Source organism: Paeniglutamicibacter sulfureus (genome assembly GCF_030512175.1).
Classification (GTDB): domain Bacteria; phylum Actinomycetota; class Actinomycetes; order Actinomycetales; family Micrococcaceae; genus Paeniglutamicibacter; species Paeniglutamicibacter sulfureus.
Map to the genome: position 1 here is coordinate 2,048,297 of NZ_JAULBL010000002.1, position 20,287 is coordinate 2,068,583.

The 20,287-nt window shown below is 67.6% G+C and carries 18 protein-coding genes; 11 read left to right on the forward strand and 7 right to left on the reverse strand.

Annotated features, from left to right (window positions below):
• Positions 1 to 139: 139 nt before the first annotated feature.
• Positions 140 to 1,057, forward strand: a complete 918-nt coding sequence (locus Q2T94_RS16065) for a tetratricopeptide repeat protein (protein ID WP_302265691.1) — start codon at positions 140 to 142, stop codon at positions 1,055 to 1,057.
• A gap of 121 nt (positions 1,058 to 1,178) precedes the next feature.
• Here the strand turns inward: Q2T94_RS16065 and Q2T94_RS16070 are convergent, their stop codons facing one another.
• Positions 1,179 to 1,655: a hypothetical protein gene (locus Q2T94_RS16070; RefSeq protein WP_264269281.1), complete on the reverse strand. Its 477-nt coding sequence runs from the start codon at positions 1,653 to 1,655 to the stop codon at positions 1,179 to 1,181.
• Positions 1,656 to 2,529: 874 nt separating this feature from the next.
• Here Q2T94_RS16070 and Q2T94_RS16075 point away from each other — a divergent pair.
• From Q2T94_RS16075 to Q2T94_RS16090, 4 genes are all read left to right on the forward strand, one after another.
• Positions 2,530 to 3,309 (forward strand): ABC transporter ATP-binding protein, encoded by a 780-nt coding sequence (locus tag Q2T94_RS16075; protein WP_264269282.1) that lies wholly within the window; start codon positions 2,530 to 2,532, stop codon positions 3,307 to 3,309.
• Positions 3,291 to 4,859 carry a transporter gene (locus Q2T94_RS16080; RefSeq protein ID WP_302265692.1) on the forward strand — a complete coding sequence of 523 codons (1,569 nt, stop codon included), beginning with the start codon at positions 3,291 to 3,293 and terminating at the stop codon, positions 4,857 to 4,859. The genes Q2T94_RS16075 and Q2T94_RS16080 overlap by 19 nt, the downstream gene beginning before the upstream one ends.
• A 71-nt stretch (positions 4,860 to 4,930) precedes the next feature.
• Positions 4,931 to 5,227, forward strand: coding sequence for a DUF3039 domain-containing protein (locus tag Q2T94_RS16085; protein ID WP_264269284.1), 297 nt, complete (start codon positions 4,931 to 4,933; stop codon positions 5,225 to 5,227).
• Between the two features lie 96 nt (positions 5,228 to 5,323).
• Positions 5,324 to 7,120, forward strand: a complete 1,797-nt coding sequence (locus Q2T94_RS16090) for a DEAD/DEAH box helicase (protein ID WP_264269285.1) — start codon at positions 5,324 to 5,326, stop codon at positions 7,118 to 7,120.
• Between the two features lie 115 nt (positions 7,121 to 7,235).
• Here the strand turns inward: Q2T94_RS16090 and Q2T94_RS16095 are convergent, their stop codons facing one another.
• Together Q2T94_RS16095 and Q2T94_RS16100 are read right to left on the reverse strand one after the other, a co-directional pair.
• Positions 7,236 to 7,871: an isochorismatase family protein gene (locus tag Q2T94_RS16095; protein WP_302265693.1), complete on the reverse strand. Its 636-nt coding sequence runs from the start codon at positions 7,869 to 7,871 to the stop codon at positions 7,236 to 7,238.
• A 21-nt stretch (positions 7,872 to 7,892) separates the two neighbouring features.
• Entirely contained in the window at positions 7,893 to 9,206 is a 1,314-nt protein-coding gene (locus tag Q2T94_RS16100) for a nicotinate phosphoribosyltransferase (RefSeq protein WP_264269288.1), read from the reverse strand.
• A 285-nt stretch (positions 9,207 to 9,491) separates the two neighbouring features.
• Here Q2T94_RS16100 and clpS point away from each other — a divergent pair, with 285 nt between their 5' ends.
• From clpS to rdgB, 6 genes are all read left to right on the forward strand, one after another.
• Complete coding sequence (gene clpS / locus Q2T94_RS16105) at positions 9,492 to 9,788, forward strand: ATP-dependent Clp protease adapter ClpS (RefSeq protein WP_264269433.1); 297 nt, start codon at positions 9,492 to 9,494, stop codon at positions 9,786 to 9,788.
• Between the two features lie 2 nt (positions 9,789 to 9,790).
• A complete protein-coding gene (locus Q2T94_RS16110; protein ID WP_302265694.1) occupies positions 9,791 to 10,360 on the forward strand; it encodes a DUF2017 domain-containing protein in 570 nt (189 codons plus the stop codon).
• 65 nt (positions 10,361 to 10,425) lie between these two features.
• Positions 10,426 to 11,355, forward strand: coding sequence for a glutamate racemase (murI, locus tag Q2T94_RS16115; protein WP_302265695.1), 930 nt, complete (start codon positions 10,426 to 10,428; stop codon positions 11,353 to 11,355).
• The gene (locus Q2T94_RS16120; protein ID WP_302265696.1) at positions 11,352 to 12,251 is read left to right on the forward strand and encodes an MBL fold metallo-hydrolase; all 900 of its coding nucleotides are present in this window, start codon (positions 11,352 to 11,354) and stop codon (positions 12,249 to 12,251) included. The genes murI and Q2T94_RS16120 overlap by 4 nt, the downstream gene beginning before the upstream one ends.
• 116 nt (positions 12,252 to 12,367) lie before the next feature.
• Positions 12,368 to 13,117: a ribonuclease PH gene (gene rph, locus Q2T94_RS16125; RefSeq protein WP_302265697.1), complete on the forward strand. Its 750-nt coding sequence runs from the start codon at positions 12,368 to 12,370 to the stop codon at positions 13,115 to 13,117.
• Between the two features lie 2 nt (positions 13,118 to 13,119).
• The gene (rdgB, locus tag Q2T94_RS16130) at positions 13,120 to 13,755 is read left to right on the forward strand and encodes an RdgB/HAM1 family non-canonical purine NTP pyrophosphatase (RefSeq protein WP_302265698.1); all 636 of its coding nucleotides are present in this window, start codon (positions 13,120 to 13,122) and stop codon (positions 13,753 to 13,755) included.
• Between the two features lie 136 nt (positions 13,756 to 13,891).
• On the opposite strand, the gene Q2T94_RS16135 is transcribed toward rdgB, so the two are convergent.
• The 4 genes from Q2T94_RS16135 to Q2T94_RS16150 form a co-directional block, all read right to left on the reverse strand.
• Positions 13,892 to 15,760, reverse strand: a complete 1,869-nt coding sequence (locus Q2T94_RS16135) for an HNH endonuclease signature motif containing protein (RefSeq protein ID WP_302265700.1) — start codon at positions 15,758 to 15,760, stop codon at positions 13,892 to 13,894.
• A gap of 136 nt (positions 15,761 to 15,896) precedes the next feature.
• Positions 15,897 to 16,655 (reverse strand): metallophosphoesterase family protein, encoded by a 759-nt coding sequence (locus Q2T94_RS16140; RefSeq protein WP_302265701.1) that lies wholly within the window; start codon positions 16,653 to 16,655, stop codon positions 15,897 to 15,899.
• Between the two features lie 62 nt (positions 16,656 to 16,717).
• Positions 16,718 to 16,975, reverse strand: coding sequence for a DUF6458 family protein (locus Q2T94_RS16145; protein WP_264269295.1), 258 nt, complete (start codon positions 16,973 to 16,975; stop codon positions 16,718 to 16,720).
• Positions 16,976 to 17,138: 163 nt separating this feature from the next.
• A complete protein-coding gene (locus Q2T94_RS16150; RefSeq protein WP_302265703.1) occupies positions 17,139 to 19,943 on the reverse strand; it encodes an aconitate hydratase in 2,805 nt (934 codons plus the stop codon).
• Positions 19,944 to 20,287 lie beyond the last annotated feature (344 nt).

Here is a 20,287-nt window from a genome sequence, read left to right on the forward strand (position 1 = left end):
AGGCCACGGGAATCGGTTCCCGGGCACCGAGGCACCGCGCCTTCCGTCGTTGGCGCCAGCCGGTGCGCAGGCCCGGATCGCCGCAACGGGTTTTCCACCCGGGCACGATGCGGCCTAAAGTAGAGGAATGACCACCAGCATGCCTGAACCCACTGCACCCTCCTCACGCGGCGCCATTGATCTGGCAGCCTTCAAGCAGCAGTCCCAACCGGAGCCGGTCAGTGCTTCGGGCGAGGCCGCGCCCACCTGGGTCCGCTCCGTCAACCAGGAGAGCTTCCCGGAAGTCGTTGCCCTTTCCCAGCAGGTGCCGGTGATCGTTTCACTGGGCAGCCCGCGCTCCCCGGCCTCCGTGCAGCTCGATGGTGTGATCGCCTCCCTGGTGGATGCCAAACGCGGGACCCTCGCGCTGGCCACCGTGGACGCCGAGCAACAGCCGGCCATCGCCCAGGCTTTCCAGGTTACGCAGGTGCCCTCCGTCATCGCCCTGATCAACGGCCAGCCGGTGCCGCTCTTCCAGGGCGGTGCCGAGACCTCGCAGATCCAGTCGCTGATGGACGAGCTGCTGGCCCTGGGCGTGCAGCACGGCGTGGCCGGGACCATCCCTCCGCTGGGCACCACCGCACCGGCAGCAGGCCCCGCCCCGCTGCCGCCACTGCACCAGGCGGCCCTGGACGCCATCGAATCCGGAGACCTGCCCGCGGCCGAAAGCGCCTACAAGCAGGCGCTGAACGAAAAGCCCAACGACAACGAGGCTGCCATCGGGCTGAACCAAGTGCGCCTGTTGATGCGCACCGAGGGGAAGGACCTGGCCGCCGTGCGTGCCGCCGGTGCCGCTGCCCCCGATGACCTGCACGCGCAGCTGGACGTTGCGGACATGGACCTGGTCGGGGGCCACGTCGAGGACGCCTTCGCTCGCCTGGTGGCATTCATCGGCCGCAACGCAGGCGAAGAGAAGGAAACCGCCCGGGCCCGTCTCGTCGAACTGTATTCGGTGGTCGGTGTGGGCGATGCGCGCGTCGTGGCCTCGCGACAGAAACTGGCACGCGTGCTCTTCTAGGAATTTCCGGCGGGGCAACGCACCGCGCCACAAAGACGGGGAGGCAAGTCGCTTGGTGCGACTTGCCTCCCCGTCTTTGGCCTACGGCACTGCGTCTACCGAAGGCACCGTTCGCCCGGTCTCAGGGCCCGCGCCTGATCGCGGAGTTGAGCAGGCCGATGACCACGGCCGACCACCAGCAGGCCTGGGAGATCGACAGTGCCATCAGCATCCGCGCCCGCAGGCCCAGGCTGAGCTGCGAGAACTTGGTGCTTGCCGGCATCTCGTGCAGGCGCTTCATCACCGGTGCGATGGCCACACCGTTGAGCATCAGCACGAGTACGCACGCCAACTTCACGCGGGTGGGGGTATCGCTCAGATCGGGGCTGATGAACGCGCCGGAGAGCAGAAGCATGCCCAGCCCGCCCCAGATCAACAGTACGGCCGCCGATTCCACGCGCCCGGGTTCGTGTATTTGCCGCCGGCCCAGCAGCCACAGCAGGCCGACCCAGTCGATAAGCAGGATGGCGCCCAGTGAAACGACCATGGCCATGATGTGCACGGCCAACGCGATCTGCTGCACTCCGAGCGCGGCGTCGAGGGAGCCCCCGACGGTCACCGACGCGACCCAACCTGCTGTGCACAGCAGTGCGAGGCCCGCGAGCCTTGCTTGTGAGTGTCTCTGGGCCCTTATATGCCGCGGGGAACGTGCAGCCACCGCCGGCCCGGGATAAGCGGTCATGACTTCACCCGCAGACGGTCGGCAACGTCCGGTCGCACCCGGGTTCGTCGGGTCGTCTCCCGCAGCCGCAGGGCAAGAAACCGTTCGGTGGGTTCCGTTGCAAGGGCGGCCGTCGAGTCGAAAGAGATGTTGGCGGGCCACGGGTCGGTCGTCGCATGTCCCGCACGGTCCATGAGCAGATGGACCTTCCAGCGCTTGAATCCGTTGTGCGGCGAAGTCGCGGCCGGTGCCTTCGGGCGTATGTACTCCCTACGGTGCACCACACCGTTAGCGGCGGAAATCGCTGGTGCCTTACCGAGCAAACGCAGATGATACATACGCACCCCAAGTACGAAATATGCAATTATTCGGTCCATGGCTAGGGGCCGAAGAACATGCTGAACGGAAACACGTTTTTTTCATTTTAGGCTTCGGCCACCGTGAAGGCGAGAGCAAGGCGCGCGAACTTTGCCCCAATGCCCTCCAACGGATCGAAGCTGCCGCTGCAGCGGCTCGCTGGTGGCCCCGGCCGGCTGGAAGCGGGCCGGGCGGCTGGGGACGATACCCGATAGTACGATGGTCGTGCCGTAGAAGGGGAATAGGTCCCTAGTCGTGGCGGCGAAGGCGGCGTCCACTCATTCAGGACAATTGTCCCAGTGCTTTCAGGGCACCGCAGTGGGCAGCCCGATCCGGTTCTCGGGTGTGCGTCGACCATGGGATTAGTCCGCAGGGATGACGGCAAAACCATCCATCGACTGTTATTTTCGATGTCATGAGCAACTCTTACCCCGACCCCGGTACGGCGGCCCTGTCGATTCGATCGCTGGGCAAGCGATTCGGCGAAAAAGTCGCGGTCAACGGCATATCCCTCGATGTCCCAGCCGGGTCGTTTTTCGGCTTGGTGGGGCCCAACGGCGCCGGCAAGACCACCACGCTGTCGATGGCAACCGGACTGCTGCGCCCCGACGCCGGCCAGGCATGGCTGAACGGCATCGACGTCTGGGCCGAGCCGCTGAAGGCCAAGGCAGCCATGGGCGTGCTGGCCGACGGGGTCCGGCTCTTCGACCGGCTCTCCGGTCGCCAGCTGGTCACCTATTCCGGCCTGCTGCGCGGCATGGATCGCGCAACGGTGCAGACGCGCACCGAAGACCTGCTTCGCGTGCTGGACCTCGAAGACGCCGGATCCAAGCTGGTCGTCGACTACTCGGCCGGCATGACCAAGAAAATCGCCCTGGCCACCGCGTTGATCCATTCCCCGCGCGTGCTGGTGCTCGATGAGCCCTTCGAGGCTGTCGACCCGGTCTCCGCCGCCAACATTCGTGAGATCCTCGCCGACTACGTGGCCCACGGCGGCACCGTCATCGTCTCCTCCCATGTCATGGACCTGGTCCAGCGCATGTGCAGCCACGTCGCGGTCATCGCGAACGGCAACCTGCTGGCGGCCGGAACCGTGGACGAGGTGCGCGGGGCAACTTCACTGGAGGACCGCTTCGTTGAGCTGGTCGGCGGACGCGGAACCAACGAGGGGCTCTCATGGTTGCACACCTCCTAAGGCTCAAGCTGCTGCTGCTGAAGAACTCCTTCCGGCGCAGTCCCTGGCAATTGGTCGGCGTTGCCATCGGGGTGGTCTACGGGCTGGGCATGGTCGTGATGCTCGTATCGGGCACGGCGTACCTGGCGGATGTCGACCCGGCGCTGGCCAACACCATCCTGGTCTCCGCGGTCTCGCTCATCACCCTGGGCTGGGCGCTGATCCCGTTGATCGCCTTCGGGGTCGACCTGACCCTTGACCCGGCGCGCTTCACCACCTTCACGCTCTCGCGGCCCCGGCTGGCAACCGGACTGCTGCTCTCGGGCTTCATCGGGATACCGGGGCTGCTGACGTTGCTGCTGTTCGGCGGGCAGTTCCTGGCCTGGCGCCACCACCCCGCCACGTTGGCGGCCGCCGTCGTGGGAGGAGTGCTGGGTGCGTTGATGTGCCTGGCGCTTGCGCGGCTGACCACCACCTCGATGGCGCGGCTGACCGGTTCGCGGCGCTTCCGCGACGTCGCAGGGATCATCGCGATCATCCCGCTGATCCTGCTGGGGCCCATCATCGGCTCGGCGGCCTCGGGCATCGAATCGGTGCTGGACTGGCTGCCGCGGGTCGTGGCGGTGCTGGGATTCACCCCGCTGGGCGTCTTCGCGGCGCTCCCCGGGGACCTGGCCGCCGGGGCCTGGGGGCTGGGCGTGCTGCGCCTGGCGCTAGGGTTTTCCTATCTTGGCGCGGTGATCTGGGCGTGGGAACGCGGTCTGCACCAGTCGATGGAGAACCCGATGGCGCCGCGCACCAGCTCCAAGCCCGTGGGCATGGGCGCGTTCGGCGTTTTCCCCGCGACCCCGGTCGGCGCCGTGGCGGCCCGGGCGCTGACGTATTGGCTCAAGGACCCGCGCTACGCCGCGTCCATCGTGGTTGTCCCGCTGATGCCGGTGCTGATCTGGTTTACGGCCTCCAATTCCGGCTACCCCCAGGCCATGCTGGTCCTGGGGCCGCTGCTGGGGATCCTGATGGCGTTCTCGATTTCCGCCGACGTGTCCTACGATTCCACCGCCTTCTCGCTGCACCTGCTCACCGGGGTGCGCGGGGTCGCCGACCGGGCAGGGCGCGTGGTGGCCTGTGCCGTGTTGGCACTGCCGGTAACGCTACTGGCGGCCATCCTGCCACCGGTGTTCCTGGACCGGACCGAGCTGCTGCCGGCGATCCTCGGGATTTCGCTGTGCGGACTGCTGGCCGGCCTCGGCGTGGCATCGGTGGCCTCGGCGCGCTTCACCTACGCGGTGCCGCTACCGGGTGAGAGCCCGTTCAAGACGCCTCCGGGCGCCGGCGCGCGGATGGCCATCGTGCAGCTGGCCACGTTCGCGATCATGTTCCTGCTCCTGCTGCCGGCCCTCGGACTGCTGGTGGCCCAGTTGCTGACGGGGAATGCGCTCTTCGGCTGGTTGGCACTGCTCGTGGGCGTGATGGAGGGCGCGGTGCTGCTGGCGGCGGGAATCCGCATCGGCGGGCGATGGCTCGAGGCCCGGCTGCCGGAGCTGATGCAGGCCGTCATGGTCAACCGCTGAGGCAACGGTGCGATGCACCGCACGCGGCGAATCTGCCGGAAGTTGATCAATCCGTTGTTAGACTGGTGGACATGAGCATGCCCCTAGATCCGTTCCGAGATGACCCGCGCACTACCTCCGGCGGCGGTGCCACCACCATCGAGCGCACCGAGCAGGCCCAGGACGTCGAGGCCGGGGACCACGAGCGCTTTGCGCACTACGTGCGCAAGGAAAAGATCATGGAGTCGGCGCTTTCCGGCGATCCGGTCATTGCCCTGTGCGGCAAGGTGTGGATCCCGGGCCGCGACCCGCAGAAGTTCCCCGTGTGCCCCGAGTGCAAGGAAATCTACGAGGGCCTCACCGGTGGTGGGGACAAGGACAAGAAGTAATCATCTTCCACGCAGCGTAGGTTCACACAGAACCCCCTGGGGCGCGCCGGCCCGCGCCCCGGGGGGAAGCTTTTTTATTGCCGTGGAGGTGTATGCATGACCGATACCTTGTTCTCACTTGCAGACAAGTTGCCCATGGAGGACCGTCTTCCTCCCGCCTACCCCGAACGGGCGGCCTGGGGCACCGGCCCCAAGCTCCGCGCCTGGCAGGCCGAGGCGCTGGACAAGTACTTCACCGCCAATCCCCGCGACTTCATGGCCGTGGCGACCCCCGGCGCCGGCAAGACCACCTTCGCGCTGCGCCTGGCCAAGGTGCTGGTCGACGCCAAGACCGTCAACCGCATCATCGTGGTGGCCCCCACCGACCACCTCAAGAAGCAGTGGGCTGATGCCGCCGGCCGCGTGGGCCTGGCCATTGACCCGAACTTCAAGAACTCCGACGGCAGGCACGGCGATGGCTACATCGGCGTCGTCGTCACCTACGCGCAGGTCGCCTCCAAGCCGATGCTGCACCGCGCCAAGACCGAGGCCGCCCGCACCCTGGTGATCCTGGACGAGATCCACCACGGCGGCGACGCACTTTCCTGGGGCGACGGCATCCGGGAGGCCTTCGAGCCGGCCACCCGCCGCCTGGCGCTGACCGGCACCCCCTTCCGCTCCGACACCGCGGCCATCCCCTTCGTCGAGTACGCCGAAGGTCCCGACGGCATCCGCCGTTCCAAGGCCGACTACACCTACGGCTACGGCCAGGCCCTGCGCGACCACGTGGTGCGCCCGGTGCTGTTCATGGCCTATTCCGGGTCCATGCGCTGGAAGACCAGCTCCGGCGAGGAAATGGAGGCCCAGCTTGGCGAGGGCTTCACCAAGGACATCACCGCGCACGCCTGGCGCACCGCCCTTGACCCGGCGGGGGACTGGATTCCCTCGGTGCTCGCGGCCGCCGACAAGCGCCTGACCCGGGTCCGCCGCACCGTGCCGGACGCCGGTGCCCTGGTGATCGCCACCGACCACGAGGACGCGCGCGGCTACGCCGAGCAGTTGGAGAAGATCTGCGGCGAGAAGGTCACCGTGATCCTGTCCGACGACGCCGGCGCCTCGAAGAAGATCGACGAGTTCTCCGCCGGTGATTCGCGCTGGATGGTCGCGGTGCGCATGGTGTCCGAGGGCGTCGACGTGCCCCGGCTGTGCGTGGGCGTCTACGCCACCTCCACCTCCACCCCGCTCTTCTTCGCCCAGGCCATCGGCCGCTACGTGCGCAGCCGAAAGCGCGGCGAGGTCGCCTCGATCTTCCTGCCCTCGGTGCCGGTGCTGATGGCGCTGGCGAACGAGATGGAGACCGAGCGCGACCACGCGCTGGACCGCCCGGAGAAGCACTTCCAGGACCCGGACTACAACCCCGAGGACGACCTGGTCGCCGAGGCCAACCGCGAGGAAAAGGCCAGCGACGAGCTGAACAAGCAGAAGTTCGAGGCGCTGAACTCCAACGCCTCCTTCGACCGGGTGCTCTTTGACGGCGGCGAGTTCGGCACCGGCGGCGCCGTGGGATCCGAGGAGGAGGAAGACTTCCTGGGCATCCCCGGGCTGCTGGACGCCGACCAGGTGGGCGTGCTGCTGCGCCAGCGCCAGGCCGAACAGGTCTCCCGGCGCAAGGTGCGCAAGGGCGCCGAGGAGGCCGCGGCCGCACCGGTGGTCGATCACCGGGCGCTGATGGAGATGCGCTCGACGCTCTCCAAGAACGTCTCGGCCTGGAGCGCGCGCACCGGCACCCCGCACGGGGTCATCCACACCAAGCTGCGCGAGGTGTGCGGCGGGCCGGCCGTCGCCCAGGCCAATGCCGAGCAGCTGCAGAAGCGGCTGAACAAGCTGCAGGGCTGGTTCATCGGCAAGAAATGATCGCTTAATGTAGTCGGCGGCCCGGTGTGTTGGATGCTCTCCAACGCACCGGGCCGCCGGCATTTCGTGTACCGCCTGGTGCGGCGTCCGAAATGGACCCTGGCTCGGCGCGGGCCTAGCCCAGGGACAGGACGGTGACCTCGGCGTCGCGCAGTTCCTGCAGCACCCCGGGGGCGTTCGCCGGATGCACCGCAGCGGTCAGCGGGGCGATGACGGTGGTGGCGAAGCCCTGTGACTTGGCATCCAGGGCCGTGGCGCGCACACAGTAGTCGGTGGCGATGCCCACGATGTCCACCGCGGCGATGTCCTGTCTGCGCAGCCAGTCGCCCAGCAGCTCACCGCCCTCGTCGGCCACGTCGTCCTCGTCCGCGGACAAGCGGCCCTCGAAGCCGGAATACGCTGCCGCGTAACGGCCCTTGCGGAAATGGTGCTGGATGTAGCCGGCAGCCGCGGACAGCTCCGGGTGCAGCGCGGCACCTTCCGTTGCGGCAACGCAGTGCACCGGCCAGGAGTCGATGAAGTCAGGGGAATCGGAGAAATGGGACCCCGGATCGATGTGCCAATCCTGGGTTGCCACCACCGCCGCGTAGCTGTCGGCGCGCTCGCGCAGTACGGTGGCGATGGACGCGGCCACGGCGGCCCCGCCCTCCACGCCGAGGCTTCCGCCCTCGCAGAAATCGTTCTGGACATCCACGATGATCAATGCCCGTGCCGCAGGTTGTTCCGGCACGCTGGTTGATTCCTGGGTCATGATGGCTTCCTCTCGCTGTTCTCAGTTCTCGTCAATGAATCGGGTGCCGATCACCGGTTCGCCGCGCTGCAGGCGGCGGGAGCTGCCGGGCATTTCCTGGATGGAGTCGTGGTGGCGCTTGGTGGCGCGGTGCACGCCCGCGGCACCGGTGAATGCCTCGTCGATGACCCCGTTTTCAACAAATTGTGTCAGCAAGGCCCGGTCGTTCGCGTCGGAAGCGGGCACCTCGCCCACGCCGATCAATTCCTCGGTGGCTCGGCCGCGCTCGTTGAGCAGGCGCACGGCGAACTTGCGTCCGCCCACCGAGACCTTGTTCTTGGCGGCCTTGGCAACGTCCACGTAGTCGCCCGCGTCGTTCTTGCGGGACACCAGCTTGTAGACCATCGATGCCGTCGGGTGCCCGGAGCCGGTGACCAGCGAGGTGCCCACGCCGTAGGCATCCACCGGTGCGGATTGGAGGGCCGCGATGGCGTATTCGTCGAGGTCTGAGGTGACCATGATGCGGGTGTTCTCGTTGCCCAGGTCATCGAGCAGGGTGCGCACCCAGCGGGCCTGTTCCACCAGGTCCCCCGAATCAAGGCGCACGGCGCCCAGCCCGGGGCCGGCCACCTCCACCGCGGTGCGCACGCCCTGCTCCACGTCGTAGGTGTCAACCAGCAGGGCGGTGCCCACGCCCATCGAGGCGACCTGCGCCTCGAATGCTGCGCGTTCGGAATCGTGCAGCAGCGTGAAGGAATGAGCGGCGGTGCCCACGGTCTTGAGGCCGTAGCGGTGCCCGGCCTCGAGGTTCGATGTCGAGTCGAACCCGGCGATGATCGCGGCGCGGGCGGCGGCGACAGCGGATTCCTCGTGGGTGCGGCGCGAACCCATCTCGATGCACGGGCGGGTTCCGGCGGAGGCGATCATGCGCGAGGCCGCGGAGGCGATGGCCGAATCGTGGTTCAGCGCCGAAAGGATGAAGGTCTCCAGCACGCAGGCCTCGGCGAAGGTCGACTCGACAATCATCACGGGGGAGTACGGGAAGTAGATTTCCCCCTCGGCGTAACCATGGATGTTGCCGCTGAATTTGAAGTCTTCGAGGTACTTGATGGTGGTGGCGTCCACGACCTTGGTGTCGGAGAGAAAGCGCAGTTGTTCGTCGCCGAAGCGGAACTCCTTGATGCCCTCAAGGACCCTGCCGGTCCCGGCCAGCACGCCGTAGCGCCGCCCATCGGGCAGGCGGCGGGCGAAGGCCTCGAAGACGCTGGGGCGGTGCGCCGCTCCCGAGTGCAGGGAAGCCTGCAGCATCGTCAGTTCGTAGTGGTCGGTAAACAGGGAGGTGGGCTGCTGCCACATGGCCGGGGGGCTCCTCGCGACGGGGGGACTGGGGCAATGGAATGCCGGACTGGTTTGCACCGTTATCGGGCGTCGGGTGCCGGATCCGGGCCGCCGCAGGTGGCGGGGCGAAACCGGGTCTGCGGCATAAACGCTAGTAGATACTCTAGACCCGGCACCGGTTCCATGCCGCGTTGGTTCACGTGAGTCGTCGCCTTGCGCTTTTGGAGCAGTTGTGTCCACGGCCCGGTTGGCGCCCGGTTCGCATCCGAGGCGGCCGGTCGTAGAATGGTGAGTATGCCAACCATGACTGCGATGCCCGATGTGCTTGAGCACGTAGAGCAGGCACAAGCACACGAACTCGACCAGCCCTACATCTTGATCGTCTGGAACGACCCGGTCAACCTGATGAGCTACGTCAGCTTTGTCTTCCGCTCCTACTTCGGATACAACGAGGCCAAGGCCGAGAAGCTGATGATGCAGGTCCACCAGGAGGGCCGCAGCGTGGTCGCCACCGGCAACCGCGAGAAGATCGAGGCCGACGTTGCCGCCATGCACGGGTTCGGGCTGTGGGCCACCTTGTCCAAGGCGGACGCAGCCTAGATATGGCACGGGCATTCAAGAACACCATGCGCGGGTTCTCCGCGTCCCTCGAAGCCGCCGAACGCCAGCTGCTGCGCGGTCTCTTTGAGGACGTCATCACGTTGCTGGAGCCCCAGCGGGCCGACGACGAGGATCCGCTCTATGCGCTGGTCGGCCTGGATCCGAACTCCCACAAGGAAGACTTCGCCGCACCGAGTGACCGGGCCACCAAGCGCCTGTTGCCGGACGCCGACCCCGAGGATGCCGCCGCATCGCTGGAATTTCGCAGGCTCTCGGAGCGCGGGATCCGTGAACGCAAGATCGGGGCGCTGCGCGAGGCCGCCCTGCTGATGGAGTCCGGAAGCATCCTGCTCAACGAGCAGACGGCGCCGCGCTTCGCCGCAGCGGTCAACGACGTGCGCCTGGTGCTGGCCGAACGGCTTGGCCTGGAAAGCGAGGAAGACGCCGAGCGCATCCATGCGCAGGACGATTGGTCGAAGGCCGAAACCGTCGACGAATACCTTGCGCTGGTCTACAACTTCGTCACCTGGTTGCAGGAATCCCTGATGCAGGCCATGCTCAAGTCCTTGTGAGCTGGGCTACAGTGTGTCGCACGTGCTAGCTGTTGGCGTTGAAAACCACGTAGGCTTCGTAGACCATGACAAGTGTGTCCTCTAGCGAGAATCGAACATCAGAGCGACCCCATCCGAATGCCCCGCTGGGTATCTTCGACTCGGGGGTCGGCGGCCTGACCGTTTCCCGCGCCATTATTGACCAGCTTCCCGGTGAATCCACGATGTACGTCGGGGACACCGCGAATTCGCCCTATGGGCCGCTTCCCATCGCCGAGGTGCGGGCGAATGCGCTGGGGGTGATGGACGAACTCGTCGACGCCGGCGTCAAGCTGCTGGTGATTGCCTGCAACTCCGCCTCCGCCGCGGTGCTGCGCGATGCCCGCGAACGCTACACCGCCCGCTACGGGATTCCCGTGGTCGAAGTGATCCAGCCCGCGGTGCGCCGCGCCGTCGCCGCCACCCGCAATGGGAAGATCGGGGTCATCGGCACCCAGGCCACCGTCGGGTCCCGCGCCTACGAGGATGCCTTCGCCGCCGCCCCGCACTACTCCATCACCTCCGTCGCCTGCCCGCGCTTCGTCGAGTTTGTCGAAAACGGGATCACCACCGGGGCAGAGCTCATGGAGACGGCCGAGGCCTACCTGGCGCCGCTCAAGGCAGCCGGCGTGGACACGCTGGTGCTGGGCTGCACCCACTACCCGCTGCTGACCGGCGTGATCTCCTACGTCATGGGCGAGGACGTCACCCTGGTCTCCAGCGCCGAGGAAACCGCGAAGGACGTCTACCGCGCGCTAATGCAGCACGACCTGGCGCGCACCGAGGAGCAGGCGCCCACGCACCAGTTCCTGTCCACCGGCGACTCCGATAGTTTTGAGATCCTGGCCAGGCGCTTCCTGGGCCCGGAAGTACTCGCGGTCGAGCAAGTCGACCACGTGGCCGCCCACTACCCGACCGGCTCCATCGCGATGATTACCCCGCAGATGGTGGCTCTTTCGAAAGCGAGTGCCTCATGAAGCTGACCATCATCGGCTGCACCGGCTCGTTCCCCGGCCCGGGGTCGCCTGCCTCCTGCTACCTGGTCACCGCGTTCGACGGCGAACGGGACTGGAAGATCCTGCTCGACCTTGGCTCCGGTGCGCTGGGCGTGTTGCAACGCTATGCGGACATCAAGGACCTGGACGGAATCTTCATCTCCCACCTGCACCCGGACCACTGCATGGATTTGTGCGGCATGCACGTGGCCATCCGCTGGGATCCCAACGGCTGGAACCGTGATCGGATGCTGGTGCACGGACCTGCTGCCACCGCGGACCGGATGGCCACGGCCTACGGACTGCCGCTGGATGAGGGCATGCACCCCGACTACGACTTCCAGCACTGGAAATCCCGCCAGCCGGTGAAGATCGGCCCATTTTCGATCACCCCCTACCCGGTGCTGCACCCCATCGAGGAGTCCTACGCATTCCGCGTCGAGGCGACCGAGCCGGTGGCCGACGGGTCGCTGCAGACCAGCGTGCTGACCTATTCGGGTGACACCGATGCCTGCCCCGAACTCGTCGAGGCGGCCCGGGGTGCCGACATGTTCCTGTGTGAGGCGGCCTTCGAGGAGGGCCGCGACGATGCGATCCACGGTGTGCACCTGACCGGGCGGCGCGCCGGCGAGGCGGCGGCCGAGGCCGGGGTCGAACGCCTGCTGTTGACCCACATCCCGGTGTGGACGGACATCAACACCGTGGTCAACGAGGCCAAGGAAGTCTACGACGGCGGCATCGCCGTGGCGGTCTCCGGGGTGACATACGGGGTGTTCTCCGGCTCGCAGCTGGGCACCCCCAAGTCGCTGCCGACCGCACCGGTCTCGATCGTGCGTTCGGCGCCGGCCCGCGAGTGGCCTGGCACCAGGAAGAACTAGCGCTTTCGCCTGGCTGCCGGTTTCCACATGTGGTGGTGCGTGTCAGGTGAGCTGCGGAACCGCATCGCCACACTGTCTCGACGGAACAGCTCGGCGTGACGACTAGACTTGAAGCCATGACTTCAGCATCAACCACAGCAGCAGTGCGCGCCGACGGGCGCGGCGTCGACCAACTCCGTGAGATCACCATTACCCGTGGCTGGTCCAAGCAGGCCGAGGGCTCGGCCCTGATCGAATTCGGCAACACCAAGGTGCTGTGCACCGCGTCCTTCACCGAGGGCGTGCCGCGCTGGCTCAAGGGGCAGGGCACCGGCTGGGTCACCGCCGAGTACGCCATGCTGCCGCGGGCCACCAACACCCGCAACGGCCGCGAGTCCGTCAAGGGCAAGATCGGCGGGCGCACCCACGAAATCTCCCGCCTGATCGGCCGCTCGCTGCGCGCGGTCATCGACACCAAGGCACTGGGCGAGAACACCATCGTGTTGGACTGCGACGTGCTTCAGGCCGACGGCGGCACCCGCACCGCCGCGATCACCGGCGCCTACGTCGCACTGGCCGAGGCCATCGAGTGGGCCAAGGAAAACAAGCTGGTGAAGAAGAACGCCACCGTGCTCACCGACTCGGTTGCCGCGATTTCCGTGGGCATCATCGACGGGGTCCCGATGCTGGATCTGCCCTACGAGGAGGACGTGCGCGCCGAGACCGACATGAACGTCGTCGTCACCGGGACTGGCGACTTCGTCGAGGTGCAGGGCACCGCCGAGGGCGTCCCGTTCAAGCGCGCAGAACTTGATTCGCTGCTGGACCTGGCGCTGGTTGGCACCACGGAGCTGGCACTGATCCAGCGCGCCACTTTGGGGCTCTGAGCATGGGTGCCACCCCGCGTTTGGTGCTGGCCACGCACAACCAGGGCAAGCTGCGCGAACTGCGCGAGCTGCTGCGCGGGCAGGTCCCGGGGCTGGACGTGGACACACAGGTCGTCGACGCCGGTGCCGTGGGTGCGCCGGACGTCGTCGAGGACCAGGTGAGCTTCGAGGGCAACGCCCTGCTGAAGGCGCGTGCGGTGTGCGAGGCCACCGGCCTGGTTGCCATCGCCGACGATTCGGGTCTCTCGGTCGATGTGCTTGGCGGGGCGCCGGGGATTTTCTCGGCCCGTTGGTCAGGGAAGCACGGTGATGACGAGGCGAACATCGACCTGCTGCTGGCCCAGCTGGGAGATATTTCCGATGAACACCGCGGGGCGTCCTTCGTGTGTGCCGCGGCGCTGGCCACCCCGGGCGGCTTTGTTGCCGTGGAGATGGGCCACCTGGCCGGGGTGCTGCTGCACGAACGGCGGGGGAACGGCGGCTTCGGCTACGACCCGATCCTGCAGCCCGATGGCTACGAGATCTCCGTGGCGGAACTTTCCAGCGAGGAAAAGAATGCCATCAGCCACCGCGGACGTGCGTTCCGCGGCTTGCTGCCGCAGATCGTGAAGGCGTTGCAGGACCAAACCGCCAAGTAGTCGTTGTTGCGCGTCTGGTGAGACACCAAGGGCGGTCCGCCCCTCCGGTTTCGGGGCGGACCGCCCTTTTGCATGCCCGTTATTGGGCATGGGCATGGGAAATCACCGGCAGGTCCACGGCCGTGGGCCGTGCCTCTCAGAACAGGGGTGGGTTCAGGGTGCGGTCCCGCCAGTAATTGTTGCGTCGGGGTTTTTGTTCGGGGTCCATGAACTTGGGCAGGATGACGCTGAAGAGCCCGTCGGTGTCACGGACGACGCGCACCAGCCCGGTGTGGAAGGCGTGGTGTGCCGAGGTGCATCCGGGGGCGCCTTCGTTGATCTCGGTCTTGCCGCCGTTGGCGAAGAAGTTGAAGTGGTGGATTTCGCAGTGTTCGGGCGGAACGGTGCAGCCGGGCATGATGCAACCGCCGTAGAGGCCGAGAATGATTTCGCGCATGTAGTCGGGGAAGAGGCGTTCCTCCCGGCCGAGGTCAAGGATCCGGGAGTCCCCGCCCATGACCGCTGGGATGACCCCGCCGTTGCACAGGCCCTGGCGGAGTTCGGCGGGGGTGAGTTGTTGGCCGCGGCTGGTGATGCCGTGGGTGTCGGCCAAGCCGCGGAGTTCGTCAAGGGTGGCGATGACCAGGGTCTTGGGGGAGGGAAGACCGGTGGTCTTCTTCCCGGTGGCGGGGTTCCCGGCGGACCTGATGAGGTTCATCAGCCCCTGGAGATGGCGTTGGGGAGGGGTGAGTCCGTCGGGGCCGGAGGCGGCGGAGTTCATGGTGGCCGGATCGCCGGCCCTGTTGCCGGTCCCGTTGCCGGTGTTGTTGGCGCCGTTCCCGGTGAACAAGTTGTCCAGGTTGAGGCCGTTGGGGTCCAGGGACAGGTTCCTGACGGCCTCCGCGTCGTTCAGCGGGCGGCCGGTGGTGGGGTCGACGAGGAAATCAGGGAACCCGGCTCCGGCACCGTTGCCGGTGTTCGACCGGCCGTTGGCGGCGTTGGAGGCGTTGGCGCCGTTGGAGCCGGAAGCGTTGGAGGCGTTGGCGGGCCCGGTGCCGTCGCTGCCGGCGGCGGCGCCTGCGCCCGAGCCCGCGGCGGCACCGGTGGCCAGGGACTGGGCGAGCAGGCCGTCGCGGTCCCCGGCCTTGGTCCGGGGGTTGTCGGTGCTGGCGCAGAGGGCCAGCAGGGCCTCGGTGTCGGCGGGCAGGGTGCGGAGCAGGAATTCGCCGAGCCCGCCGGTGGTGCCGCGGTTGAAGAGACCGGTTCTGGCGCGCAGGACGTCCTCCGGGACGTCCTTGGTGCCCTGTTCGAGGGTGCCCTGGATGCCGGCGAGCAGCTTGGCGGTGGTGCGGGGGTCCTCGCGACGCACGGATTCGGCGACCTGATCCTCCAGCTGCCCGGCCAGCACGGCGGGGTTGGGGTGCTGGTTGATGTGTGGTGCGAGTTTTTCCAGCCTGCGGGCCGCGGCACCGATTTCCTTCGGGTCGGCGGTGCCATTGGCCAGGTCGTCGGCCAGCGTCGGGAACCTCGCCGGGACGGGTTGGCCGTGGATGTCGGTGCCGGGCAGCAGCCGGTCAATGGAGCGGACGCGTTCGCGGGCCTCAAAGAAGGAGATGTGCAGGAAGCCGGTGAGGAACTCGGTGGTGTCCTTGAAGACGGGCCGCCCGGTGGGAACGGTCCGAGGATCCTCGGGCAGGTACGTCGTGCCGACGACGTAGGGGGCCGGGTCCGCGTGGACCGCGGCGAGGGCGTCGAACGTGGCCTCGGGCAGTTCGTGGGCCAGGGTGCGCCGGGCAGTGTCGGCCGCGAGGAGCTGGGCGTGGCCAGCGGCGCGGTGCGCTTCCTCGGCGGCTTGGGCGAACAGGGCGGCGGCGGTGGGGGAGGTGGTGCGTGCGACGCGCCGGGCGAGGTCGCGGGCCAACCGCTGGGCCTCGAGCAGCGCGCGCAGTTCATCGTCCGGCGACACAGGGTGTCCCGGGGTGCCGCGGGTACCCGCGATGAGTTCGATGAACCGGTCGGTTTCCATGTCCACCAGCATGCGTCGACGCGAAGAGGAATGGTTCGGGGTGGCAATGTCTGTGGATGGGGACCCGGTTGATCCACAAACCAGGTGCACGGTTGTTGCGCCCGGGCCGGAAGCGGAGGAGGATGCCCCGGTGCGGCTACTTCCCGCGGCCGTCCCGGGGGCCGAACACGGTGAGTGCCTCGGCGTCGCTCGCGGTGGAGCGGATGAAGTACTCGGCCCATTGCCGGCGGTTCGGGTAGCTTGATTCGGCCACCACTCGTTCGATGGTTTTCTCGACGTCGATGGTGCTGCGGTGAAGGGATACTGCACCGTTGTGCAGCAGGGCCCAGTTGCCACCCGGACGGCCGTAGGGCATGCCCACGCTGCCGGGGTTGACGACCATGCGTCGATCCACCAGCCGCACAAACGGCATGTGGGTGTGCCCGCAGACCACGGTCTGGACTGCGTCGGGCAACCCGGCGAAGACTTCCGTCCAGCGCTCCAGCCGGCTGTCCACCAGCACGACCTCTTCGTCGTCCCGCGGGGTCCCGTGGCAGAAGAGAACGGGGCCGAAGCCCTGGACCTCCAAGGTGACAGGATGCGGCAGCTGCTCCAGTAGCGAGATGTGTTTCGGGGCCAGCTGCGCGGCGGCCCAGGGAACGACCTCGTCGGCAACCTCGATCGAAGCTCCCCGGGCCACGGCCGCCAGCTCGCGGTCGGCGTTGCCGCGCACCAGCACGGCCCGCTCGCCCAGGGCCGCCAAAAGGTCCAGGACCTCGGTGGGTTGCGGCCCCGCGGCGTGGTCCCCGGTGACGACGATGAGCTCCGCGGCCGCCACGGCGGGTTCGGCCAGGACCGCCTCGAGCACCGGCAATACCCCGTGGATGTCGGACAGGACGGCGACGCTTCGCATCATGCCCCGAGTATGCCGGTCCCGCGGGGCGGGAACAAGGGCGCGCCGGGACGGTAAGGCAGCGGTTAGAGGTCGGGGTCGTCCACTTCGCGGGTGGTCCGCGTGACACCGTCGACCTCGCCGTGGCCATTGACGGTCCGGCGGGTCGAGACGCTACGGCGACGGCGGAAGGTGAAAACCAGCCCCAGCACAAAGATCAGGACGCCGGCTCCCATGAGGAGGTTCCCGACCAGTGGAAGGTCCAGCCAGCTCACTTCGACATTCAGTGCGAAGCGGATCACCGCGCCGACAACGAACAGGAAAATTCCGGCACCGATACTCATAATGTCTCCGCCTTTCCGGGCGATTGTGCATTAACGAACGTTTGATCAGTGGTTCCAGCTTACTGATTGCCGCCGCTGACGCCACCCATTGGCCGTGCGGTTGGCGACCGGCGGCACGCGGGCGGACCGCTCCCGGCCAAGAGGGCCCGCCCCCGGGTGCGCGTCAGGCGTCGAGCAACTGGCGCAACACGTATTGCAGGATGCCGCCGTGGCGGTAGTACGCCTCCTCGGCCGGGGTGTCGATGCGTACCCGCATCGTGATTTCGCGGGATTGACCGCCCGATGAATCGGCGGGTTCCACCGCCACGGTGACTTCGCCGGGCAATTCATCGGTCCCGGCCAGCCCGGTGATGGAGAAGACCTCCTCGCCGGTGAGGCCCAGGGACTGTGCTGTTTCACGATCGCGGAACTGCAGCGGCAGCACACCCATGCCTATCAGGTTGGAGCGGTGGATGCGCTCGAACGAGGTGGCCAGCACGGCCTTGACGCCCAGCAGCAGGGTGCCCTTTGCTGCCCAGTCGCGGGAGGAGCCCGAACCGTAATCCGACCCGGCCAGGATCACCAGCGGCGTGTTGTCCTTCGCGTAGGCCAGCGAGGCGTCGAAGATGGTCGTGGTGTCGGTGCCCGGCAGGTGCCGGGTGAAGCCGCCCTCGGTGCCGGGGACCAGCTTGTTGCGCAGCCGGACGTTGGCGAAGGTGCCGCGGATCATCACGTGGTGGTTGCCGCGCCGCGAGCCGTAGGAGTTGAAATCCGCAGGTTCCACGCCCTTGTCCAACAGGTAGGCGCCGGCGGGGGAGTCCTTGCGGATGGCGCCGGCCGGGGAGATGTGGTCGGTGGTGACCGAGTCGCCCAGGTACGCCAGTACGCGGGCGCCGGTGATGTCCCCGATGGGATCGGGCACCGGTCCCACGCCCTCGAAGTAGGGTGGGGACTGCACGTAGGTGGAGGACTCGTCCCAGGCGAACCGGTCGCCCTCGGGGATGTGCATCGAGCGCCAGTTCTCATCCCCGTGGTAGACGTCCGCGTACCCCTTGGTGAACATCGAGGCCTCGAGGTTGGCATCGACCACTGCCTTGACTTCCTCGCCACTGGGCCAGATGTCGCGCAGGTAGACCTGGTTGCCCTCGGTGTCCTCGCCGAGGGAATCGTTGAGCAGGTCCACGTGCATCGAGCCGGCCAGGGCGTAGGCGATGACCAGCGGCGGGGAGGCCAGGAAGTTCATCTTCACCTCACCGTGTATGCGGCCCTCGAAGTTGCGGTTGCCCGAGAGCACCGAGGCGACCGTGAGGTCGTGGGCGTTCACTGCCTCGCTGATTTCCGGGATCAGCGGGCCGGAGTTGCCGATGCAGGTGGTGCAGCCGTAGCCGACCAGGTTGAAGCCCAGCGTCTCCAGGTAGGGGGTCAGCCCGGAGCGGTTGTAGTAGTCGGTGACCACGCGGGAGCCCGGCGCCAGGGTGGTCTTGACCCACGGCTTGGAACGCAGCCCGCGCTCCACGGCCTTCTTCGCCAGCAGCGCCGCGCCCAGCATCACGGTGGGGTTTGAGGTGTTGGTGCAGGAGGTGATGGCGGCGATGACGACCGATCCGTGGTCGATCACCTCGGTGCCGTCCCCGAGATGTACCGTGGCGGGCTTGGACGGCCAGCTGATCGCGGCCTCGCCGCCGGCGTAGTCGTGCGGCGGGGTGTCGCGTTCGATCCGGGAGCTGACGGCGATCGGGTCGGAGGCGGGGAAGGAATCGGCCTCGGCGTCGTCGAGCCCGCCGGCGATCGCCTCCTCCTGGGTGTCCCCGGCCAGCAGCCGGCGCACCGCGCCCTGGGCCGCGGCCAGCGGGATGCGGTCCTGGGGCCGCTTGGGCCCGGCCAGCGAGGGAACCACGGTGCCCAGGTCCAGCTCCAGGACCTCGCTGAAGTCCGGGACGTGCTCCGGATCGTGCCAGAGGCCCTGTTCCTTGGCGTAGGCCTCGACCAGCTTGACCTGGTGTGGGTCGCGGCCGGTGAGCCGCAGGTAGTCGAGGGTCTCGGCGTCGATGGGGAACAGCGCTCCGGTGGAGCCGTACTCGGGGGACATGTTCCCCAGCGTGGCGCGGGTGGCCAGCGGGACGTTGGCGACGCCGGGACCGAAGAAGTCCACGAACTTGCCCACCACGCGGAGCTTGCGCAAAAGCTCGGCGACGGTGAGCACCAGGTCCGTGGCGGTGGTGCCCTCGGACAGCTCGCCGGTGAGCTTGAGTCCCACGACCTGCGGGATCAGCAGGCTCATGGGCTGGCCGAGCATCGCGGCCTCTGCCTCGATGCCGCCCACGCCCCAGCCCAGCACGCCCAGCCCGTTGACCATCGGGGTGTGCGAGTCGGTGCCGACCAGGGTGTCCGGGTAGGCTTCGGGGCCGTCGGGCCCCTCACGGGTGAACACCACGCGGGAGAGGTATTCCAGGTTGACCTGGTGGCAGATCCCGGTGTCGGGCGGGACCACCAGGAAGTCGTCGAAGGAGTGTTGGGCCCAGCGCAGCAGCTGGTATCGCTCCTGGTTGCGCTTGAACTCGTAGTCGGCGTTGACGGAAAAGGCATCGTTCCGGGCGAAGACGTCGGCGATGACCGAATGGTCGATGACCAGCTCGGCGGGGATCAGCGGGTTGACCTTCCGCGCATCCCCGCCCAGCTCCGTCATGGCGTCGCGCATGGCCACCAGGTCCACCACGCAGGGCACACCCGTGAAGTCCTGCATCAGCACGCGGGCCGGGGTGTACTGGATTTCGCTGGAAGCCTCGGCGGCCGGGTCCCATGCGGCCAGGGCGTTGACCTGCTCGGCGGTGACCAGCCGGCCGTCCTCGTTGCGCAGCAGGTTTTCCAGCAGCACCTTGAGGCTGTAGGGCAGGCGGGAGGAGTTTTCGATGACGTCGATCCGGTGGATCTGGTAGTCGTGCCCGTCGACTGAAAGCAGGGCCTGGGCGTTGAAGGAGTTGCTGGACATGGAAGCGTCGTCCTCTCGGGAATGTTGCCGACCGCCGCGCCGGTGGCCGGTTGTTGCGTGGCTAGGTGAAGTTGTCGGCGGTGTTGGTCCTTCCATCGCCACCTCGAGTTCCAGGTGCGTGCCCTCATAACCAGCCGGTGGGGCGTCCCCTGGCGTCCGATCCCTGAATGCGGTGCCTCCAGGCCGGATCGGAGCGCCCGGCGTGGCGTCCCGGAATCGTGAGCCGGGGCGGCTGGTTTGGCCGGCGAAGCCGCCCGGCTGCTGCCTTCAACCTACCGCCGGGGAAGGGAATTGGCCATGGTTCGCCGTCCCGCGGGCAGAGCGGGAGCGGCCGGCTGCCGCCG

Bases quoted from the DNA above. Each gene is read 5' to 3' on its own strand.
- Q2T94_RS16065 (WP_302265691.1), top strand. From the start codon at position 140: ATGCCTGAACCCACTGCACCCTCCTCACGCGGCGCCATTGATCTGGCA.
- Q2T94_RS16075 (WP_264269282.1), top strand. From the start codon at position 2,530: ATGAGCAACTCTTACCCCGACCCCGGTACGGCGGCCCTGTCGATTCGA.
- Q2T94_RS16080 (WP_302265692.1), top strand. From the start codon at position 3,291: ATGGTTGCACACCTCCTAAGGCTCAAGCTGCTGCTGCTGAAGAACTCC.
- Q2T94_RS16085 (WP_264269284.1), top strand. From the start codon at position 4,931: ATGAGCATGCCCCTAGATCCGTTCCGAGATGACCCGCGCACTACCTCC.
- Q2T94_RS16090 (WP_264269285.1), top strand. From the start codon at position 5,324: ATGACCGATACCTTGTTCTCACTTGCAGACAAGTTGCCCATGGAGGAC.
- Q2T94_RS16095 (WP_302265693.1), bottom strand. From the start codon at position 7,871: ATGACCCAGGAATCAACCAGCGTGCCGGAACAACCTGCGGCACGGGCA.
- Q2T94_RS16100 (WP_264269288.1), bottom strand. From the start codon at position 9,206: ATGTGGCAGCAGCCCACCTCCCTGTTTACCGACCACTACGAACTGACG.
- clpS (WP_264269433.1), top strand. From the start codon at position 9,492: ATGACTGCGATGCCCGATGTGCTTGAGCACGTAGAGCAGGCACAAGCA.
- Q2T94_RS16110 (WP_302265694.1), top strand. From the start codon at position 9,791: ATGGCACGGGCATTCAAGAACACCATGCGCGGGTTCTCCGCGTCCCTC.
- murI (WP_302265695.1), top strand. From the start codon at position 10,426: ATGACAAGTGTGTCCTCTAGCGAGAATCGAACATCAGAGCGACCCCAT.
- Q2T94_RS16120 (WP_302265696.1), top strand. From the start codon at position 11,352: ATGAAGCTGACCATCATCGGCTGCACCGGCTCGTTCCCCGGCCCGGGG.
- rph (WP_302265697.1), top strand. From the start codon at position 12,368: ATGACTTCAGCATCAACCACAGCAGCAGTGCGCGCCGACGGGCGCGGC.
- rdgB (WP_302265698.1), top strand. From the start codon at position 13,120: ATGGGTGCCACCCCGCGTTTGGTGCTGGCCACGCACAACCAGGGCAAG.
- Q2T94_RS16135 (WP_302265700.1), bottom strand. From the start codon at position 15,760: ATGGAAACCGACCGGTTCATCGAACTCATCGCGGGTACCCGCGGCACC.
- Q2T94_RS16140 (WP_302265701.1), bottom strand. From the start codon at position 16,655: ATGATGCGAAGCGTCGCCGTCCTGTCCGACATCCACGGGGTATTGCCG.
- Q2T94_RS16145 (WP_264269295.1), bottom strand. From the start codon at position 16,975: ATGAGTATCGGTGCCGGAATTTTCCTGTTCGTTGTCGGCGCGGTGATC.
- Q2T94_RS16150 (WP_302265703.1), bottom strand. From the start codon at position 19,943: ATGTCCAGCAACTCCTTCAACGCCCAGGCCCTGCTTTCAGTCGACGGG.